Origin of the sequence: Flavobacterium sp. Root935 (genome assembly GCF_001429295.1) — a bacterium.
Lineage (GTDB): Bacteria > Bacteroidota > Bacteroidia > Flavobacteriales > Flavobacteriaceae > Flavobacterium.
The window spans coordinates 1,088,047-1,107,942 of sequence record NZ_LMJL01000012.1 but is presented as its reverse complement, the minus strand read 5'-3'; the positions used below and the strand labels follow the sequence as shown (position 1 = coordinate 1,107,942).

Annotated in this window: 19 protein-coding genes; 2 read left to right on the top strand and 17 right to left on the bottom strand. The window is 34.1% G+C overall.

Going from position 1 to position 19,896, the window contains the following annotated elements; genetic code table 11:
• Window positions 1-138 precede the first annotated feature (138 nt).
• The 14 genes from ASE40_RS19465 to ASE40_RS19400 all read right to left on the bottom strand — a co-directional run bounded on the left by ASE40_RS19465 (window position 139) and on the right by ASE40_RS19400 (window position 13,213).
• Entirely contained in the window at window positions 139-1,995 is a 1,857-nt protein-coding gene (locus tag ASE40_RS19465) for a peptidase M61 (RefSeq protein WP_057118912.1), read from the bottom strand.
• A 110-nt stretch (window positions 1,996-2,105) separates the two neighbouring features.
• Window positions 2,106-2,384 (bottom strand): DUF2805 domain-containing protein, encoded by a 279-nt coding sequence (locus ASE40_RS19460; RefSeq protein WP_057118909.1) that lies wholly within the window; start codon window positions 2,382-2,384, stop codon window positions 2,106-2,108.
• Window positions 2,385-2,505: 121 nt separating this feature from the next.
• Complete coding sequence (locus ASE40_RS19455; RefSeq protein WP_057118907.1) at window positions 2,506-3,333, bottom strand: sterol desaturase family protein; 828 nt, start codon at window positions 3,331-3,333, stop codon at window positions 2,506-2,508.
• 137 nt (window positions 3,334-3,470) lie between these two features.
• Window positions 3,471-4,193 carry an aquaporin Z gene (gene aqpZ / locus ASE40_RS19450; RefSeq protein WP_057118905.1) on the bottom strand — a complete coding sequence of 241 codons (723 nt, stop codon included), beginning with the start codon at window positions 4,191-4,193 and terminating at the stop codon, window positions 3,471-3,473.
• A gap of 24 nt (window positions 4,194-4,217) precedes the next feature.
• Window positions 4,218-4,574: a DoxX family membrane protein gene (locus ASE40_RS19445; protein ID WP_057118904.1), complete on the bottom strand. Its 357-nt coding sequence runs from the start codon at window positions 4,572-4,574 to the stop codon at window positions 4,218-4,220.
• 77 nt (window positions 4,575-4,651) lie between these two features.
• The gene (locus ASE40_RS19440; protein ID WP_057118903.1) at window positions 4,652-5,560 is read right to left on the bottom strand and encodes an EamA family transporter; all 909 of its coding nucleotides are present in this window, start codon (window positions 5,558-5,560) and stop codon (window positions 4,652-4,654) included.
• A gap of 218 nt (window positions 5,561-5,778) precedes the next feature.
• Window positions 5,779-6,927 (bottom strand): peptidylprolyl isomerase, encoded by a 1,149-nt coding sequence (locus tag ASE40_RS19435; RefSeq protein WP_057118900.1) that lies wholly within the window; start codon window positions 6,925-6,927, stop codon window positions 5,779-5,781.
• Between the two features lie 33 nt (window positions 6,928-6,960).
• The gene (locus tag ASE40_RS19430; RefSeq protein ID WP_057118898.1) at window positions 6,961-8,037 is read right to left on the bottom strand and encodes a peptidylprolyl isomerase; all 1,077 of its coding nucleotides are present in this window, start codon (window positions 8,035-8,037) and stop codon (window positions 6,961-6,963) included.
• Between the two features lie 16 nt (window positions 8,038-8,053).
• Window positions 8,054-8,731, bottom strand: a complete 678-nt coding sequence (gldI, locus tag ASE40_RS19425; RefSeq protein ID WP_057118895.1) for a gliding motility-associated peptidyl-prolyl isomerase GldI — start codon at window positions 8,729-8,731, stop codon at window positions 8,054-8,056.
• A gap of 5 nt (window positions 8,732-8,736) precedes the next feature.
• Entirely contained in the window at window positions 8,737-9,741 is a 1,005-nt protein-coding gene (locus ASE40_RS19420; protein ID WP_057118893.1) for a DHH family phosphoesterase, read from the bottom strand.
• A 322-nt stretch (window positions 9,742-10,063) separates the two neighbouring features.
• Window positions 10,064-11,305, bottom strand: coding sequence for a voltage-gated chloride channel family protein (locus tag ASE40_RS19415; protein WP_057118891.1), 1,242 nt, complete (start codon window positions 11,303-11,305; stop codon window positions 10,064-10,066).
• A gap of 152 nt (window positions 11,306-11,457) precedes the next feature.
• Window positions 11,458-11,841: a RidA family protein gene (locus tag ASE40_RS19410; RefSeq protein WP_057118889.1), complete on the bottom strand. Its 384-nt coding sequence runs from the start codon at window positions 11,839-11,841 to the stop codon at window positions 11,458-11,460.
• Between the two features lie 150 nt (window positions 11,842-11,991).
• Entirely contained in the window at window positions 11,992-12,297 is a 306-nt protein-coding gene (locus ASE40_RS19405) for a chaperone modulator CbpM (RefSeq protein ID WP_057118887.1), read from the bottom strand.
• Window positions 12,287-13,213: a DnaJ C-terminal domain-containing protein gene (locus ASE40_RS19400; RefSeq protein ID WP_057118885.1), complete on the bottom strand. Its 927-nt coding sequence runs from the start codon at window positions 13,211-13,213 to the stop codon at window positions 12,287-12,289. The genes ASE40_RS19405 and ASE40_RS19400 overlap by 11 nt, the downstream gene beginning before the upstream one ends.
• A 307-nt stretch (window positions 13,214-13,520) precedes the next feature.
• Between ASE40_RS19400 and ASE40_RS19395 the strand changes: the two genes are divergently transcribed.
• Window positions 13,521-14,234 (top strand): hypothetical protein, encoded by a 714-nt coding sequence (locus tag ASE40_RS19395; RefSeq protein ID WP_057118882.1) that lies wholly within the window; start codon window positions 13,521-13,523, stop codon window positions 14,232-14,234.
• A 53-nt stretch (window positions 14,235-14,287) separates the two neighbouring features.
• Here the strand turns inward: ASE40_RS19395 and ASE40_RS19390 are convergent, their stop codons facing one another.
• The 3 genes from ASE40_RS19390 to ASE40_RS19380 all read right to left on the bottom strand — a co-directional run bounded on the left by ASE40_RS19390 (window position 14,288) and on the right by ASE40_RS19380 (window position 18,126).
• A complete protein-coding gene (locus ASE40_RS19390) occupies window positions 14,288-15,550 on the bottom strand; it encodes an MFS transporter (RefSeq protein WP_057118880.1) in 1,263 nt (420 codons plus the stop codon).
• A gap of 16 nt (window positions 15,551-15,566) precedes the next feature.
• Complete coding sequence (locus ASE40_RS19385; RefSeq protein WP_057118878.1) at window positions 15,567-17,303, bottom strand: thiamine pyrophosphate-dependent enzyme; 1,737 nt, start codon at window positions 17,301-17,303, stop codon at window positions 15,567-15,569.
• Between the two features lie 295 nt (window positions 17,304-17,598).
• Complete coding sequence (locus ASE40_RS19380; RefSeq protein WP_057118876.1) at window positions 17,599-18,126, bottom strand: hypothetical protein; 528 nt, start codon at window positions 18,124-18,126, stop codon at window positions 17,599-17,601.
• A 219-nt stretch (window positions 18,127-18,345) separates the two neighbouring features.
• Between ASE40_RS19380 and guaA the strand changes: the two genes are divergently transcribed.
• Window positions 18,346-19,875, top strand: a complete 1,530-nt coding sequence (gene guaA, locus ASE40_RS19375) for a glutamine-hydrolyzing GMP synthase (protein WP_057118875.1) — start codon at window positions 18,346-18,348, stop codon at window positions 19,873-19,875.
• Window positions 19,876-19,896: the final 21 nt, after the last annotated feature.

Here is a 19,896-nt window from a genome sequence, read left to right as displayed (position 1 = left end):
CCAGGAACGAAGCAACCGCATTAATATAAGTTCTAATTAAAAAATAGATATTCAGGATGAGATTGCTTCGTTCCTCGCAATGACAAAAACAAAAAAACCGACAATCACTTGTCGGTTTTTTTATATTTGAAAAAGAAATTATCCTTTTAGCCATGCATTTTTAAGTTTATCTTTTGAAGCATCAGTTGCTTTAAAAGTTTCAGACTCTTCGTATGGTAATTTTACAGTTCCTTTAATTGTTTCTTCTTTAGTACCGCGTTTTACTTTCAGAGTAATAGGATCATTTTCTTTCCAGTTTTCACTTTCAGTAATCAAATCGTAGATATTATCTAAAGAATATGGTTTGTTATTAACAGTTAGAATTTTATCCCCGCCTTTTAAGTTTAAGTTTTTAAAGAATTCATTGGTTTCGATATCAGAACGAACAGCGATTTCTTTAGTAGCTTTATCAATAGTGATATATGGATTTTGTCCTTTTATGAAAACACTTCCAGGTTTTTTCTCAGTTGCTTTGGTAACACCAACTTTAGCCAAATAGAAATCGTAAGGAATTGGAGTAGTTCCTGCTACATATTTGTTCAAGAATTCGCCCACTTCTGGGTATGTTAATGAAGTAATTTTTGCAAAAAGCTCATCATCATTAAATGGTTTTTCAATACCATATTCAGTAGATAATTTATGCATTAAGTCAAGAATACCTCTTTCTCCGTTGCTTTTCTCTCTAATGATAATATCAATACACATTCCGATTAAAGCTCCTTTTTGATATACGTTTAGGTATTGGTCTTTATACGGTTGCTCTAATACATTTTTACTCATCAAAGTAAATGACATAGTATCGTTTAGCTGTTTAGATTGTTGAATTTTATCAGCAATACGAGTGTAAAATTCTGCTTCATCAATTAAACCTTGGTTGATTTGGAAAAGATTTGCAAAGTATTCTGTTACACCTTCATACATCCATAAATGCTCAGACATTTTAGGTGCGTTATAATCAAAATACTGAATTTCTTTTGAGTGAATTGTCAATGGCGTAACAATATGGAAGAATTCGTGCGAAACAACATCTTTCATAGTCTCAACCAATTTTTCTTTTGGCATTGATTCTGGAAGAACTACTGTTGTAGCTGTAGGATGCTCTAATGCTCCAAAACCATGTGCATCGTCTTTTGCCATGCTTGATAGATAAACTAAAACACTGTACTTTTTAGTAGAGTTTACTTTCCCTAAAAAGTTTTTCTGTGCCGTCATCATCGTTTTCATTTCTGGTGTGATACTTTCTGCAGTAAATTTTCCAGTAGGAGAGTATACAGCAATCAAAATATCCATCCCGTTTACATTAAATGTAGTGTAATCAGGTTTAGAATACATAATTGGATTCTCTACTAAAATTGCATAACGAGAAGTTTTAAATACATCAGATGTATTGCTTGCATCTTCATCTGTCATAGAAGTAGCGCCCCAAAGTGTTTCAGGATGTGTAATTGTAACTTTGTAAGGAACATCTAATTTATTTTGAAAATACCCCACAAAACCATGGGTATTAACCATAAAATTTTTCCCGGCATCAATGTTAGTCCCTGCGGGAGAGAAAACATCATCATTACCAAATCCAGTTCCTTTTTCAGTATCAAAAGTATCGTTTACTAAATACGTTACCTTTTTTAATGCTTTTGCATTAGAAATCGACCAAGAATTATCATCTATTCTTTTTACAGTAAGAGCGGCTCCTTTAGCATCAAATGCTTTAAAGTCTTCAGAATATTTTCCATAATTATCTGTAGAATAAGTACCTGGAACTGTTTTAGGAATGCTATAAACAATTTCATCTGTTTTAATGGCTGGCGGAGTAACGGTCACCAAAACTTTATCGTCTTTAACATCAGTCAAATTGATGTTAACCTCTACGGTATTGCTTTTTGCGGCTCCAGTGCTACCTGTTTTACAGCTCCAAAATGTTACCGCTAGAGCTAAGGTGTAAAGTATTTTTTTCATATGTATATGTTTAGTTATTTGTATTTGTCACAAAAAACATAGAAAAGTTACTAAAAAAATTACATTAATTTAGAAATAAAAAAAAACTCCTGAAAAACAGGAGCTCTAGTTTAGTCTAGTTTATTTTTTATATAATATTTTCCGTCCAAATCTTCATCAAAATCATCTATTTTTACTGGTTTTGGTTTTGGTTTGTTTGCTACTGCCTTCTTTTTCCACATTTCAAATTTTTCAAGAGGCATTTTCTTCTTCATGATCTCCAAGACTTCTTTTTCTGCTAATCCAAATTCTTTTTTTATAATTTCGAATGGATTTCTTTCTTCTAAAGCTAACGAAACAAGTTTTTCAGTTTGCTCCCAAGTCAATTCTTTACGGTTACTCTTTTTCATCTCGTGAAAATTAATTCAAAATAGGGTGTTAATGATTAATAGATTGATTTTCAATTTCTGTATCAATATTAAAAAAAAAATTAATAAGTTGTTTCAGTAAAGTACACTTTTTTTAGTGATTTTAACTGTTTTTGAAAGATCTTGATTTTTGAAATGGAATTTTTAGCAGATTCTTCAATTTGTTATTTTCCTCAGGCTGCATATGTGTATCTACACCATAAATAAGTTGTTCTTTGGGCAGATAAGTAAAAGTTCCGAAAATTCTGTCCCAAACAGAAAAAATATTTCCATAATTACTGTCCGTATATGGCAGTACATAATGATGATGTACTTTATGCATATTTGGAGAAACGATAAAATAACTCAAGAAAACATCTAATTTTTCGGGAAGCGAAATGTTGGCATGGTTAAATTGTGAAGCGATAACTGATAAAGATTGATAAAGAAATACCATCCACATTGGTGTTCCGATTATTAAAACTCCTAAAGTGGTAAATATAAAACGAACAACGCTTTCGCCGGGATGATGTCTGTTCGCAGTCGTGGTATCGATCCAAGTATCGGTATGATGCACCAAGTGAAACTGCCAAAGAAATTTTACTTTATGTTCTACTAAATGGGCGAGATACGCTCCAATTAAATCCAGAAGTAATAAACCAATTATGGTATAAAGCCACATTGGCATTTCAGGCAGCCATTGCAAAAGACCAAAATTATGTTCAATTGTCCATGCCGCGGTTCTAATTAGAATAAATGCTAAAATAAAATTGACAACGATAGTGGTGAAGGTAAAAAAGAAATTTATTCCCGCATGCGGCCATTTTTTATACTGCATTCGGAACAGCGGGAAAGAGTTTTCAATCAACCAGAAAATGGTTATACCGCCAACTAGAATCAAACTTCTATGAGAAGATGGAATCGTACTGAAGTAAGAAATAATTTCGTTCATAAATATAAATATTTGATTTGAAATACTGTTTTCTTATCGATTTTATCCAAAGCAAAAAAGAGAAAATCAATTATAAATATATTTGATTTTCTCTTTTGAAATTAATTATAGGCTAATTTATAATTATTATTAACTAATTATAAAACTATTTTTTCAGGTTCTCCCTCTTGCTGTAATAAATTCTTATAGATAAATCCTGCTGCTATTGCACCCAAAATTGGAGCTGCCCAAAAAAGCCAGACTTGAGATAATGGTTCGCCTCCCGTAAAAACTGCCTGAGAAAGTGATCTTGCAGGATTTACAGAAGTATTTGTAATTGGAATACTAACTAAATGGATTACAGTTAGTGTTAAACCAATCGCAATACCGCAAAAATTACTATTAGCAAATTTGTCTGTTGCACCAAGAATAATTAAAATAAAGAACAAGGTAAGAACAAATTCGGCAATAAAAGCAGCTTGTAAAGAATAGCCGTCAGGAGAAAACGCTCCAAAACCATTTGATGCAAATGCTCCAGCTTTAGTGTTGTCAATTACGAAACCAGCTTTTCCAGAAGCGATTGTATACAATGTACCAGCTGCAGCTATAGCTCCAATACATTGAGCTATTATATATGGGATAAGATCTTTAATTGGAAATTTTCCTCCTGCCCATAATCCAAAAGAAACTGCAGGATTAAAATGTCCTCCAGAAATGTGTCCAACTGCATAAGCCATTGCCACTACTGTCAGACCAAAAGCAAGTGCAACACCGGCAAAACCGATTCCTAATTCTGGAAAACCGGCAGCAAATATGGCACTTCCGCAGCCTCCAAAAACAAGCCAATAAGTTCCGAAAAACTCAGCAAATAATTTTTTCATGATAAAATAATTTAATGGTTAATGTTAGAATGTATATTGGTATGCCCAATAAATTAAAACAATTTGTAAGGGCAAACGTACAAATAAAATCCATAATGGTAAACCAAAACCTGCTTTTTTATTTTGTAACATGTAGATATTTGCAGGAAAAACAGCTATAAGTAAGGCTATAATTCCCCAGGCGGCGAAAGTTGTTGTCGCAGGTAAAATAAGGAGAATGCCTAAAATGATCTCGGCAGCTCCGCTTAAATTATTTATTAATTTTGGGTTTTTAAATGCGGGAGGAATGATTCTTATGTACATCCCAGGTTTTCTAAAATGATTAATTCCAGCAAGTATATACAATAAAGCCATTAAATATAAATGCCAGGGTAAACTCATAATAATTGATTGTTTACCACGAATTTATAAAAAAATTAACAATTATTACATTACAGAAGATCTTTTTTTAATAATGCTCAAATTCGGCTATTTTTTGACTTGAAATTTACGTTCATAATAATTATGGCCAGTATAATTAAAACAATTCCAACCCATTGAGAGAAGATAACTTTTTCATTCAATAAAACGTACGCCATCATCACAGAAACGGGTAATTCTAAGGCAGAAACAATACTTCCAAGTCCTATACCAGTAAGAGGAAAACCAATATTCATTAACATAGGCGGAATTATGGTGCCAAATAAAGCCAGCACAATTCCCCATTTTAAGAAAATTTCGAAATTAAATGCGGTAACCTGAGTTGCAAAGGCAAATGAAAAAACAATAATAGAACCGCCCAAAAGCATATAAAGACTTCTTTGAGCCGATGAAATTTCTGTAGCAACACGATTTGCAGTAAACATAGTTGTGGTAAAAGACGCAGCGGCCAAGATTCCCCAAACCAAACCTCTCCAGTCTAGTTGTATGTCATTGTTAATGATATTTGTCGCTAAAACAGTTCCAAAAAGCACAATTAAAACTGCAATGACTTTTTGTTTAGAAGGCAGTTTTTTTTCTAAAATCATTTCTAATAAAACGCCCATCCACACAGTCTGCATTAATAAAACGATCCCGATAGAAACTGGAATAAATTTTACAGCCAAATAGTAAAATAAACTTGTCATTCCTAATGAAGTTCCGGCAAGCATTAAACTGAAAATATTTTTTGGAGTCGCTTTTACAGCTTGATTTTTATTTTTTATCCTTTGAAAAAGATTGATTAGTAGAATTCCTGTAATTCCATAAATAAATTGTGATGTCGTAACTTCTGCGGTTGTATATCCTTCAGAATAAGCCATTTTTACAAATGTTGCCAGCATTCCGTATGTAGTAGCACCTAGAGCAACCAGAAAAACACCTTTTAATACATTATTTTGCGACTTCATAATTTACTTGTTTTAAAAAATTAAAGCCGGCAAAGGTAAGCTATTTTGTTTAGGATTTAATAGAAATAAAGGCAAAATCGTGAACTTAATAATGAAAACAGTTGATTTTCAATGTTCAAAATAATAATTCTTTAAAGTTTTACATGCTCTTAAAACAAAAAACATCAAAAGATACTTTTGATGTTTTTTTGTATTTAATAGAAATTGAATTCTAGTTATTATTTAGTTGGCTGATTTTGATAAGTTTCAATTTCAAAAACTAAAGTTGCATTTGGAGGAATTACGCCGCCAGCTCCTTTTTCGCCATACGCTAAGTTAGAAGGAAGAAAGAAAATAGCTTTTTCTCCGTCTGTCATCATATCAAGAGCTTCAATAAAACCAGGAATCATTCCGTCTTTTTTACCAACTGTAAAAGGAAAAGCTTTGTATCCACCTTGTGCATCTCTGTTTGCATCATACTTACCGTAAGCTTTTGCAACTTCAGCAATACTGCTGTCGAATAAAGTACCATCTTCGAAGTATCCAGCATAATGAAAGTAGATATTTGAACCTTCAGCGCCTTTTACACCAGTTCCTTTTTTGGTAATAACATATTTTAAACCAGATGCAGTTGCTGTAGCTTTTGCTTTTGTTGCAGTAAAATAAGCAGCTTTGGCAGCAACTACTTTTTTAGCCTCTTCTTTTTTAGCTTCACCTTTTTTCATTTCATCACTAAAAACTTTTACAGCATCAAACTTTTTTGCTGCTGCGCCTTTGCGTGTAATGGTAATCTTGTTCATGATATCATCTTGAACAATTTTATTGACATTGTCCATTCCAGAAACTACATGACCAAAAATAGTATGTTTACCGTTTAACCATGGCGTGTCTTTATGTGTAATGAAAAATTGGCTTCCGTTTGTAGCAGGCCCAGAATTTGCCATTGCCAAAACACCGCCTTTTTCAAATTTCAATTCTGCAACAAATTCATCTTTAAATGAATATCCTGGATCTCCAGCCCCAGTTCCCTGCGGATCACCACCTTGAATCATAAAATCGTTAATTACTCTATGGAATTTTAAACCATCATAAAATGGCTTCCCTTTTAATTTTTCCACTTTTACATAAGGATTTGTTCCTTCTGCCAAAGTGATAAAGTTGGCAACAGTTACGGGTGCTTTTGTGTATTCTAAAGAAACAACAATATCTCCTTTTGAAGTTGAAATTGTAGCAAAAATCCCTTCGTTAGGATTTGTATTTGGCTTAGCAGCAGGTTTTGCTGCAGTTGTTGTTTTTGCTTTTGCAGCAGGTCTTGCTGCGGGTTTTTTAGTTTGAGCTTGAATATTAACTATTGCTAAGCAAAATAAAAATAAAAATTTAAACTTCATTACTTTTCAGATTTAAGTCTATGATGAATTGTTTTATTGTTTCTCTAATAATTGAACTTCGAAAATAATATTTGCATTTGGCGGAATTACACCTCCTGCACCAGTTTCTCCGTATGCCAAGTGAGATGGAATAAAAAGAATTGCTTTATCGCCAAAAGAAAGCTGCTCAAGTCCTTCAATAAAACCAGGTATTAAACCATTCTTACTTCCGGCTTTAAATTGAATTGGCTGATATGCTTTTGCTTCAGCTCTTGCAGGATCAAATTTTCCAAATTGTTTTGCAACATCTTCTATGCTTGTGTCAAATAAAGTTCCGTCTTCAAGAAAACCAGCGTAAGCAATAAATACTTGAGTTCCTGCTGCAGGTTTTTTACCAGTTCCTTTTTCAGTAATAAAATATTCTAAACCGCTTGTTGTTTTAGTAACTTTTGGTTTAATAGAAGCATAGTAAGCTACTTTTTCTTTCTGAACTCCTGCATATTTGCTTTGTTCTTTTGCGATTTCTGCAAAATAGTCGTGAAATACTTTTACAGCATCGAACTTTTTAGCCGCTTCACCATTTCTAATAATAGTTACCGAAACGATATTATCACCTTGAACTACTTTGTTTACAACTTCTTGATCTTTTGCACCAACAACATGACCAAAAATAGTGTGTTTGTTATCTAACCAAGGAGTTTCTACGTGTGTGATGAAAAACTGGCTGCTGTTTGTTCCAGGTCCGTTATTGGCCATTGCCAATACACCAGCTTTGTCAAATTTTAAATCTGAGAATTCGTCTTTGAACTTATATCCAGTATCTCCAGAACCAGTTCCTAAAGGATCTCCGGTTTGAATCATGAAGCTTTCTATAACTCTATGGAATTTTAAACCATCAAAAAAAGGTTTCTTTTTTAAATTTTCATGCGTTACAAATTCGTTTTTACCTTCAGCCAAAGTCACAAAGTTAGCAACAGTAATTGGAGCTTTTTTGTAATCAAGTTCAACAATAATATGACCTTTGTTTGTTTCGATATCGGCATACAAACCATCTGGCAGATTACTGTGATCGTCTTTACAAGAATAAAATGAGCTAACGGCTATTAGTAATAATAAAATAATCTTTTTCATTTTAAGAGATTGTTTTTTATGGAGTTAATGTATCTTTTTTTATTGGAGCTGCAGGTTTTGGAGCTACAGGTTTCGGTGTTGTTGTTTTAGGAGCTTGTCCTGCTGGAGCTACAGCAGTAGTTTGAGCAGGAGCATTAGTCTGAGCTGGATCTGGAACAAAATTTCTCAATGTAACTGTAACCATCAAAGATTCATTTGTACCAATTTTTTTGTTGTCTCCATGATAACCATAAGCCATATGCGATGGAAATAAAAATGTCACAGTTTCATTTTTATGCATTCTTTTAATTCCGTCGCGAAGTCCCATCATAATGTCTTGTTTGTCTACATAATAAGTCTGCGGACCAAGGTCAGAATCAGAATAAATTATATTGCCTTTTATATCTTTAACTTCTAAATTATAATAAGCAATATCGCCTTTTCTTGGTGATGCAGTTTCTGTAGCATTTTTTTCATCATAATAAAACCAATACCCTTTTGGAGTGGCATAGTATTTTACTTTCGGATTGCTTTTTATTATTTTCTTAATGACATCTTCTTCATTAGCCACTAATTTCTTATTTCGATCTGCAGATTTTTTCATGAATGTTCCTGAAGCGCTGGAAATAGGTCTTCTGGCTTCTTCATGATGCTTACAGCTGATTAACAAAACAGCAAAAAGCAAACTATAAATGCTAAGTTTTAGGTAATTCATGTGGGCTATAGTGTTAGTTTTTTTACTAAATCTTCAAATTTCTTTACAGTTTCTTCCATCGAAACTTCAGATCTTCCGCCGGCTGCATTGCTGTGTCCGCCGCCGTTAAAATGATCTCTTGCAAATTGGTTTACATCAAAACCTCCCTGCGAACGAAATGAAATTTTAATTATTCCTTCGTCTTTATTTTCGATAAAAATAGCAGTAAAAACAATATCTTTTATACTCAAGCCATAATTAACAATTCCTTCTGTATCACCTTTAACATAATTAAAAGAATCTAATTCTTCTTGTGTTAACGTCATATAAGAAGTTTTATGCTCTTCGAATATTTTCATATTTTGTAAAGCTCGGCCTAACAGTTGTAATCTGCTGAAGGAACTATTGTCAAATAATAAAACTGGAATCTGTGTGTTTTCTACACCCAGATCAATTAATTCAGCGATAATTCTATGAGTGTTTCCTGTTGTTCCAGGGAAACGGAATGAGCCTGAATCGGTTAAAATTCCTGTGTAAATACAAGTCGCGATGGTTTTGTCAATATCTTCTTTTTTGTTTAAGAAAGTGATAAAGTTGTAAACCATTTCGCAGGTAGATCCGTATGAAGGGTCAGAGTAGGTATAGGTAGCATAATCATCAGGTTTTTGATGATGATCGATCATTATGAAAATAGCATTTAGCTTTGCTAAAGTGTGCTCCATTTCACCTGTACGATGAAAAGCATTAAAATCAAGCGTAAAAACGATTTCTACTTCTTCTAAAATCTTGGTGCAGTTTTCGGTATCTTTTTCGAATATTTTTACAGTTTCTGATCCTGGAAGCCAAGCTAGAAAATTAGGGAAATCATTTGGAGCAATTACTGTTGCCTGATGATTATTTTTAATTAAAAAATGGTATAAAGCTAATGTTGAACCCATTGCATCACCATCTGGTCCTCTATGCGGAATGATGACGATTTTTTTTGGAGTGGCGAGTAATAACTGAATCGCTTGAATGTCTTGTATTTTCATAGTGTGCGAATTTACATTTTTTTAATGTAATGCTGAAAATATTTTTAGTCACAGTTTCTTTAGTATTCAGTCTATTTCAATAGATATGGATTTTTATTTTGGAATTTAAATTTTGCGTATGAATTTTGAACGCGGATGAAACAGATTCGCTATCGCGAAAACACAGATTTCAACGGATTTTTGTTTTTTTTATTTTTAGAAACTTTTTAAGTTTCGTAGGTACATTACATTTGTAGCAGCGGATTTTGATCCGTAGGAGAGATTTAAGGTTTTATCTTTATGTTCCGTAGGAACTATAACTAGGAGATTGGAATTTGGAATTTTAAAAATTGGAATTTAACCTTTCATACAACCTATATTTTGCTCCTCTAACAATCTGCGATTTATAAATTCCGATAGAACCCGAAGAAAAATAGGCAATTGTGCAGGCTATTGCAATGAATATTCCAGGAGCAATTCCGAATAGTTCCATTCCCATGATAGTGCAGGCGATAGGAGTGTGGGTTGCTCCAGAGAAAACAGCAACAAATCCGATTCCGGCTAAAAGTGCAATTGGCATTGGAATTACTATTGATAATGCGCTTCCTAAAGTTGCACCAACAAAGAATAGAGGAGTTACTTCTCCGCCTTTAAATCCGGCTCCTAAAGTAAATCCTGTGAAAAGAATTTTAAGCAGAAAATCATACCATTCGCTTGTATTCGAAAACGAATCTACAAGTACAGGAACTCCCAATCCTGAAAATTTGGTAAGTCCAAAACCTGCAAAAGCTATCGCTAAAATTACGCCGCCAATAACGGGACGAAGCGGCGGATATTTAATGTTTTTGGAAAAAAGAAAACCCCAAAAATGAGTACTTCTTGCGAATAATAAAGCAGCAAATCCAGAAAGAATTCCAACAATTATGGTGAAAATAATGTTGTTGAAACTAAGTTCTGGAATAATAGGAATGCTGTAGTGTGTATGTTTAATTTTCCAGAATTCTACTGTGAAATAAGCAGCGTAAGCGACTAAAAAAGAAAGTACAGTGCTTTTAAGATTAATTTTGCTAAAATATAAGACTTCTAAAGCAAAAATAGCACCTGCCAAAGGCGTTCCGAAAACAGAAGCAAAACCAGCACTGATTCCAAGAATGATAAGAATTTTGCGTTCGGAATTATCTAATTTAAAAATTTTAGTGAATTGATCGGCAATTGCGCCTCCCATTTGTACTGCCGTTCCTTCTCGGCCAGCAGAACCTCCAAATAAATGGGTAATTAATGTTCCTAAAAGAACCAAAGGCGCCATTCTAAAAGGAATAACTTTTTTAGGATTTTCGTACTCTTCCAGTAGTAAATTATTTCCTTTAACTACAGATTCTCCCCAGTAATAATAACTCAGCCCAACTAGAAATCCGCCGAAAGGCAAAAGCCAGATAATCCAATCATGCTGCATTCTAAATTGTGTTACCCATTCTAAAGAAACCAAAAATAAGGCCGATGCAGATCCTGAAAATATACCTATTAAAGCACAGATTATAATCCATTTTGGAATAGATAATAGTGTTTCTTTTAGGTTTAAAGTCATGGATGTTTTTTATGAAAAGTTTTTCAGCCACGAATTTCACGAATTTTCACGAATTAATATATTTTTAAGTGAAGGAATTATAAATGAATTTACAATCCTTCAATCTGTGGCGAAGTTTTTAATGTAAATTCGTGTAATTCGCGGCAAAAAAATTACTGCACAACAGCAGTGAATTCTATTTCCACCAAATATTCTGGTGCAACTAATTGGCTGATTCCGTAAAATCCGGTTGTTGGTTTTACATCTCTAAAGAAAGCAGAGTGTGCTCTGGCTACTTCTTCAAAAGTCGAAACATCGATTGTGAAAATTCTTGTTCTAATGACATCTTTCATGCTGACATTTAGATCTTCTAAAACTTTTTCAACTCGCTCTAATATATTATAAGTTTGAGCATAAGCATCATCTGCTTTTACTTTATCACCATCAACAATTGCCACGGTTCCAGAAACTTCAATAATATTACCAATTCGTACTGCACGGCAATATCCCATTTTGTCTTCCCACGGAGATCCAGTTAAGATGTTTTCTCTTTTCATTTTTTATATTTTGCGAATTTGTCTATATGGTTTTAAAAGAGCAAATTCAGGTTAATTAAGATGTCGCAATTTAAGAATTCTGCTTTTGGCATCCATTAAAAAAAGCTTGAAATCAAATCGGAAATCAAGCTTTTTTGTGATATTAAATTGTTAGTCGATATGTCTTTCTTCGTAAAGACGAAGTTTGTTGTGTGCCGTATTTAGACTCTGCTGTAAGTTTTCTATCTTGTTTAATAAGTGGGCTATGGCATCGATTCCTTCCAGATTAATTTTGAGGTCGTAATGCATGCGAATCATTTTTTCGACCGTTGGCAGCTGCTCAGGCTCCAAATATTCATCGTCTTCTTCGCTAATAATTTGGATTAAACCATAGTTGTTAAGTTCAGTTATAAAAGTATTTTCAATTTCGTGATACAAACAAAACTGCTTTATCTGGATTAAATTTTTATTTTTCATGACTTCTTAGTTTTGCTAATTCTTCAAATAATTCTTTCTCTTTATCCGACAATTTTGTTGGAACTTTTATCGTATAAGTAATATACAAATCACCAAATTGATTTTCTTTTTTGTAAACAGGAAAACCTTTTCCTTTCAGTTTTACTTTCGTTCCCGGCTGTGTTTCTGCAGGAACTTTGATTTTTACTTTTCCGTCAAAAGTATTGATGTACGTTTCGCCTCCTAAAACCGCAGTATACAAATCAAGCGGTGCATCGGCGTATAAATTATTGCCTTCTCGTTTAAATTCTGAATTGTTGGCAATAGAAAAAGTGATAAATAAATCACCATTTGGACCGCCGTTTACACCAGGTCCGCCATGATTTGGAATTTTTATAATCTGGCCATTTTCAACTCCGGCTGGAATAGTAATTCTGATATTTTTTCCGTTTACCGTTAAGCTCTGCTTATGTGTGGTGTAAGCCGATTTGAGATCTAATTCTAGTTCGGCATTAAAATCCTGTCCTCTATATTTAGACTGCGATCTGCTTCTGCCTCCGCCATACATCGAATTGAAAAAATCTGAAAAATCACTTCCAGAGAAATCGCCGCCTCCAAAACCTGAGAAATCACTATCAGAATATTGAGAACTGGTTTGTCGTCTGCTTTGCTGCTGATTAGGATCGTAACCCGCTTTTTCAAATTCATCAGCATGTTTCCAGTCTTTACCGTATTTGTCGTATTTTTTTCGGTTTTCAGGATTACTTAAAACTTCATTAGCTTCATTAATTTCTTTGAACTTTTTTTCGGCTTCTTTATCATTCGGATTTAAATCGGGATGGTATTTTCTGGCCAGTTTTCTATATGCTTTTTTGATCTCTGCTTCGGTCGCAGATTTTGTAACATCTAATACTTTGTAATAATCGATATAATCCATTTTATTGAGTTTTTGTAAATGGTAAAATAAAGTCTTGAAGTTAAGAATAAGTTGTTAATTATCAAAATAGTAAATTTAAAGAAACTCTATATTAAAGACAGAGATATTGGAATTTGAAATTTTAGAGTTAGAAATTTATTTTAATCAAAGAGAAAAATTTTGGCAGGTTTTTTGATTCCAAAAATTAGCTTAATTTATTGTTATAAAAGTCCTAAAGTTGCAATGCCTAATTAAATTATGCTATTTTTGTGATGCTGGACTATTATTTAAGACTAATTATAAAAGCCGATTCGATAATACTTTTTCAATGAAGCACATTTTATTTTTCATATTGTTTTTTACTGCGTTGTCAGTATCAGCCCAAGCCGAATTTAATTCTAAATTCAAAGCTATTCCCGCACCAAAGTTTAGTGCAAAACCAAAAAAAATTCCAGCTCCTGAGACAAAAGATCCACAGGCAGAATTAAATGATATTCCAAGTATTAAAACCCCAAACGTTTTTGAAAATACAACGATAACTCAAAAATCTAAATTTCAGATTGGAGAAGAAAAAAGCAAATTTACCATGTCTACAGAAACCGATTTTGCCAATCCAGGCGATCGCTATGTGGCAAAAATGGAAAAAGATCTTGATAAATCTTTAAAAGATGCCGGATTGCGAGAAGGCAGAGGTGTTTTGGTGAAGAAAAACATTTCGCTGGGTGATTTTAAAACCAAATCAGAATATTTTATTGTGAAGTTCCGTGATTTTGGAGCTATTGATGGGGATTTAGTGAAAGTTTCTTCAAATGAACTTGTAGTGCGAGATCGACTTTTATTAGATTCTAATTTTCAACAAGTAAAAATTAATCTTAATCCAGGTTTTAATAAATTAGATTTCGAAGCTTTAAATATTGGAACGCTTGGGGGAAATACTGCCGAGATCCAAGTATATGACGATAAAGGCACAATGGTTACCAGTGATTACTGGGATAATCTAGCTGCTGGCTTTAAAGCTTCAATTGTAGTTACAAAAGAATAAGATAAGATCATTTTCTTGATCCTATCTTTATCTTATTGATGTTTGTTATCTTCTTATATAATAACTTTTTCAGCATCTGTTTTTTTTCCGCTCCCAGTTTCTTTCAATAGAAAACTCACTAAAATGGCTATTGAAATTCCGATAATCCAAAATAGTCCTGCCTGCTGAAAGTGATTTGTTTTATCCAAAGTTCCGTCAAGAGTTCTGCCGAATAAGCGACTGAATAAAGGACTTAAGAGCGTTGTTACACCAAAAGTTATAAAATTGATGGCTCCTGTAGCACTTCCTTTTACATTATCTGGATTGGCTTCTTTAATTATAGAATATGGAATCATAGCAGCTCCAGAAGCAACTCCTAATAAAAACATACTGTATTTTGCTGGAAACATATTTGGGAAATATAATAATTGAATTAAAGTTATAATCATAAAGACAGCACCAAATACCAAAACTGGTTTTCGTTTATTTATTTTGTCTGTAATATATCCTAATAGCGGACATCCGAAAACCCAGCCAAAAGCTACCATGGCGCTCGATATTGTTGCCGTATGAAAGTCGAAAGCACGGTCTTTTTGAAAGAAATCTACTGCCCAAGTCATCGCAAATATAGTTGTCGGCGCAAATAGCAATCCCGAAATTATGCCGCAAAACCAAGATTGCGGATTGCTAAAAACGATTTTATAGGGATTTAGCAAACTTTGTTTCTTTTGTGTACTTTCTATATTTTTATCTGTGATGTTGGAAGGAGTTATAAACCAAAGTCCGAAAGCTACAATGATTGTGAAAATTCCAGTCGAGAGCCAAAACGTATTGATATTCATTCCTTCTTCAATCAACGGCCCAACAACAAATTGTCCTGCAGAACCACCAAGCATTCCGAGGCATTGTGTAAATCCAATGGCTGTTGCGAGTGATTTTGCAGAAAATCCTTTACTGGCCAAATATACACAGCCCGGAAAAGCAAAAGCGCATCCCGCACCTTGAAACAATCGGCCGACAACGCCGCTAAACTGACTGGAAATCATAAATAATAAACAGCCGATTCCTAAAATAAGTGCTCCTGCAAAAAGTGAATATTTAGCTCCAAATCGGTCCAGAGCAATTCCAGCAATTAAACTGCAGGTGGAATACGTATAATAATAAGTGCCGACAATTTCTACTAGCTTAATTTCATTTACAGAAAAACTCTGCGAAAGTTCTGGAAACATTACTGCTGGAGCAGAACGAATTACATAATCTAAAAAATAGAAAATCAAACCAAATATCCAGGCAATAACATAGTATTTGGTGTATGATTTATTGGTATTTATATCCATGATTCTTTAATTAAGCTTAAATGCCTTCTTTTAAATGTTTATAGTTGGATTTAATGGTGTCTAAAACTTCTTCCATTTTACCGCCCAGCATTAATCTTGTCATCGATTTTGCCATTCCAATTACTTGTTCCCATTCTACTTTTGGAGGCATTGCCAGGGCATTTGGATTGGTGAAAATATTTAATAAAACAGGACCATTATGGCGGAAAGCATTTTCAATTGCTCCCTGAACTTCTTCAGGTTTATGAACATTTACGCCCTGAAATCCCATTGCTTGAGCAATTAGACCAAAATCAGGATTTACCATATCTGTTTCGTTGTCGGGTAAACCGCTGACTTCCATTTCAAGTTTTACCATTCCCAAAGCACGGTTGTTGAAAACAATAATTTTGATTGGAATATTGTATTGATGAATGGTTGCCAAGTCGCCTAAAAGCATGGAAAGACCGCCGTCGCCGCACATCGCAATAACTTGTCTTTCCGGATGTGCCAAAGCGGCTCCAATTGCCATCGGCATCGCGTTTGCCATAGAACCGTGGTTAAAAGAACCCAGCATTTTTCGCTGCCCCGTTCCTTTAATAAAACGAGCTCCCCAAACACAGCTCATACCAGTATCTACGGTAAAAACTGCATCTTGATCTGCCAGTTTATCAATAATGTGCGCCACATATTCAGGCTGAATAGTGTCTTCTCCGCCATTATCATTAATATAAGTATTCATGCTTTCTTTTACACTGCTGTATAATTTTAACTGCGCTTGTAAAAAACTATCATCTGTTTTTGCTTCCAAAAGCGGCAGTAAAGCTTCTATCGTATCGGCAACATCACCGCATAAACCCATGTAGAGATTGGCTCTTCTTCCTAAACGTTCTGTGCTTGTGTCAATTTGAATGATTTTATTGTCTGAAGGCATGAATTTATCATAAGGAAAATCAGTTCCTAATAATAAAACCAAATGTGATTCGTGCATACTGTGATAAGCAGAAGGCTGACCGAGTAAACCTGTCATTCCTATTTCGTTAGGATTATTCGGCTGAATGCTCATTTTTCCTCTAAAAGAATATCCAACAGGAGCTTTAATATGTTGTGATAACTGCACCACCTGATCGTGTGCTTTTTCAGCTCCAATTCCACAGAACAAAGTTATTTTTGAGCTTTCATTAATAGCTTTTGCTAAATGCTGTAATTCAGTATCAGAAGGTCGGATAACAGGATTACAATGAAAATATTGAGTAGAAATATTACTTTCAACTGCTTCTAATTGAGAAACGTCGCCCGGTAAACCAATAACAGCAACGCCTTTTTTGCCTAAAGCATGTTGTATGGCCGTTTGGATAATTCTAGGTGCTTGCTCCGCCGTCATAATCATTTGATTATAGTGGCTGCAATCGTCAAAAAGTTTAATGGTATTGGTTTCTTGAAAATAATCCATTCCCATTTCGTTAGTATTAATCGTAGAAGCAATTGCTAAAAGAGGAACATGCGAACGATGTGCATCATACAATCCATTAATTAAATGAACGTGACCGGGACCACAGCTTCCAGCGCAAACAGCAAAACCGTCTAATTCTGCTTCGGCCGCTGCAGCATACGCGCCGACTTCTTCATGGCGTACATGAATCCATTTTATTTTTCCGCTTCTGCGAATTGCATCATTAAAATGATTTAAACTATCGCCAGTAACCGCATAAACGCGTTTCACTCCAGCTTCTACCAACATATCTACTAATTGTTCGGCAACTATTTTACTCATGAGTTATATTTTAAAATTAATATTTCGAAAGTGCACATTGGTTATGGTTTACTTCTTAATAATTATATTTTAAAGTATTTGGCAGTGATCTGAAGGGGTTCTATAAAATTAAGGAAAAGATTTGGTTTTTCTAGTAGAGGTTCTAAGATACTTAGATGCTAAGATTCTAAGATTTTATTTTTCAAGTATAAAAAAAGGTTCAAAGAAAAAAGTTTAAACCTTTTTTCTTTGAACCTTTCAGCTAAGAAACTTAGCATCTCAGCATCTCAGCATCTCAGAACCTTAGCCTCTAAGATTAGAACGGATCCGCAGTCACTCTAAACTTCATATCTGCTTTTACGGTCACATCTTTTGTAAGGGTTTCTTTTAAGGTTACCTGAGTTCTAATTTTGTAGCTGTCTGCTTTTATGTACTGATCTAATTTTTTATCGGTGCAAATCAAATCGATTGTATTTGCACTTGTATTAATGTTTTCTTGGTAAGCTAATTCAACTTCATCAGAATTGGTTGTCGAAATATATAGATGAACCGACTTTAAAAACGTAAAAGTTTTATCGGAAGGTTCGGAAATGGCTAATTTAAGTGATCTGATTTTTACATCTTTGACCAAACTAGCCTTCGTTTTATTGTTTTCAAATTCAGCTGAAGAATTGGTTGTAACATCGGGAGTGATTATTTCCGAAGGTAAATTGATAGGAGATGTGCTCTTAATTTTAATAGAAGTCTCATTCGAAATATTGAAACTTAATAGATCATCAACAGCATCACAAGAAGTTAAAACTAACGATAATAATAGGGTAACGGCAACAAATTTTGATTTCATAGTTAAATTGTAATTGGGTTCTTCGTTATATACGAAATATTTTCTTTTTTAGATTTTTTTTACAGAAACTAAGTTGCTAAGGTTCTAAGGCGCTAAGTTTTTTCTTTTTTAGGTTATAAATAAAACTAAGAACCTTAGTATCTCAGAACCTTAGAACCTTTCTAAAAAAAAAATCAAAATTCCATTTTTCAATTTCGAATATAAAAAGTATTTTTGCGCATGCAACACAACGTACTTATTTTAGATTTCGGATCGCAATATACTCAACTTATTGCGCGTAGAGTTCGCGAATTAAATATATTCTGCGAAATTTTTCCTTACAATCACATTCCAAGTGATTTATCAAGTTATAAAGCCGTAATTTTAGGAGGAAGCCCTTTCTCTGTTAGAGGAGAAGACGCACCACATCCTGACTTATCGCAAATTAGAGGCAAACTTCCAATGCTTGCCGTTTGTTACGGAGCGCAGTATTTAGCGCACTTCAGCGGTGGAGAAGTAGCAGCATCAAATACCAGAGAATACGGTAGAGCAAACTTGTCTTATATTAAAGAGAATGAAACTTTTTTTGAAGGAGTTTCAGAAAACAGTCAAGTTTGGATGAGCCACAGTGATAGTATCAAAGCGCTTCCAACAAATGCTGTAAAATTAGCAAGCACGCATGATGTAGAATTTGCAGCTTACAAAATTGAAGGCGAAACTACTTATGCCATTCAATACCATCCAGAGGTTTACCATTCAACAGATGGATCAAAAATGCTGGAAAACTTTTTAGTTAAAATTGCCGAAGTTCCTCAAAACTTTACACCAAATGCTTTCGTAGAAGAAATGGTGGGAGAATTAAAAGAGAAATTAGGAAATGATAAAGTTGTTTTAGGATTATCAGGCGGTGTAGATTCTACTGTTGCTGCGGTTTTATTGCATCAGGCAATTGGTAAAAATCTTTACTGTATTTTCGTAAACAACGGTCTTTTACGTAAAAACGAATTCCAAAATGTATTGAACCAATATAAGGGAATGGGATTAAACGTAAAAGGTGTAGATGCAGGAGATCGTTTTCTTTCTGAATTAGCAGGAATTAGTGATCCTGAAACTAAACGTAAAACTATTGGACGTGTTTTCATCGAAGTTTTTGATGACGAATCGCATTTAATTGAAGACGTAAAATGGTTAGCACAAGGAACAATTTACCCAGACGTTATCGAGTCTGTTTCTGTAAAAGGACCATCTGCAACTATTAAATCGCACCATAATGTTGGTGGATTGCCAGATTATATGAAATTAAAAATTGTAGAGCCGCTTAGAATGTTGTTTAAAGACGAAGTTCGTAGAGTTGGAGCTACTTTAGGAATAGATCCTGAATTATTAGGAAGACACCCTTTCCCAGGACCAGGATTATCAATTAGAATTTTAGGAGATATTACTCCAGAGAAAGTACAAATTTTACAAGATGTTGATTCTGTTTTTATCGAAGGATTAAAATCTTGGGGATTGTACGACAAAGTTTGGCAGGCTGGAGCGATTTTGCTTCCGGTAAACAGTGTTGGAGTTATGGGCGATGAGCGTACTTACGAAAAAGTAGTAGCGCTTAGAGCAGTAGAATCAACAGATGGTATGACTGCTGACTGGGTTCACTTACCGTATGATTTCTTGATGAAAGTATCGAACGATATTATCAACAAGGTAAAAGGTGTGAATCGTGTAGTTTACGATATTAGTTCAAAACCACCTGCAACAATTGAGTGGGAATAGCAGCGTATTTTAAAATTAAGG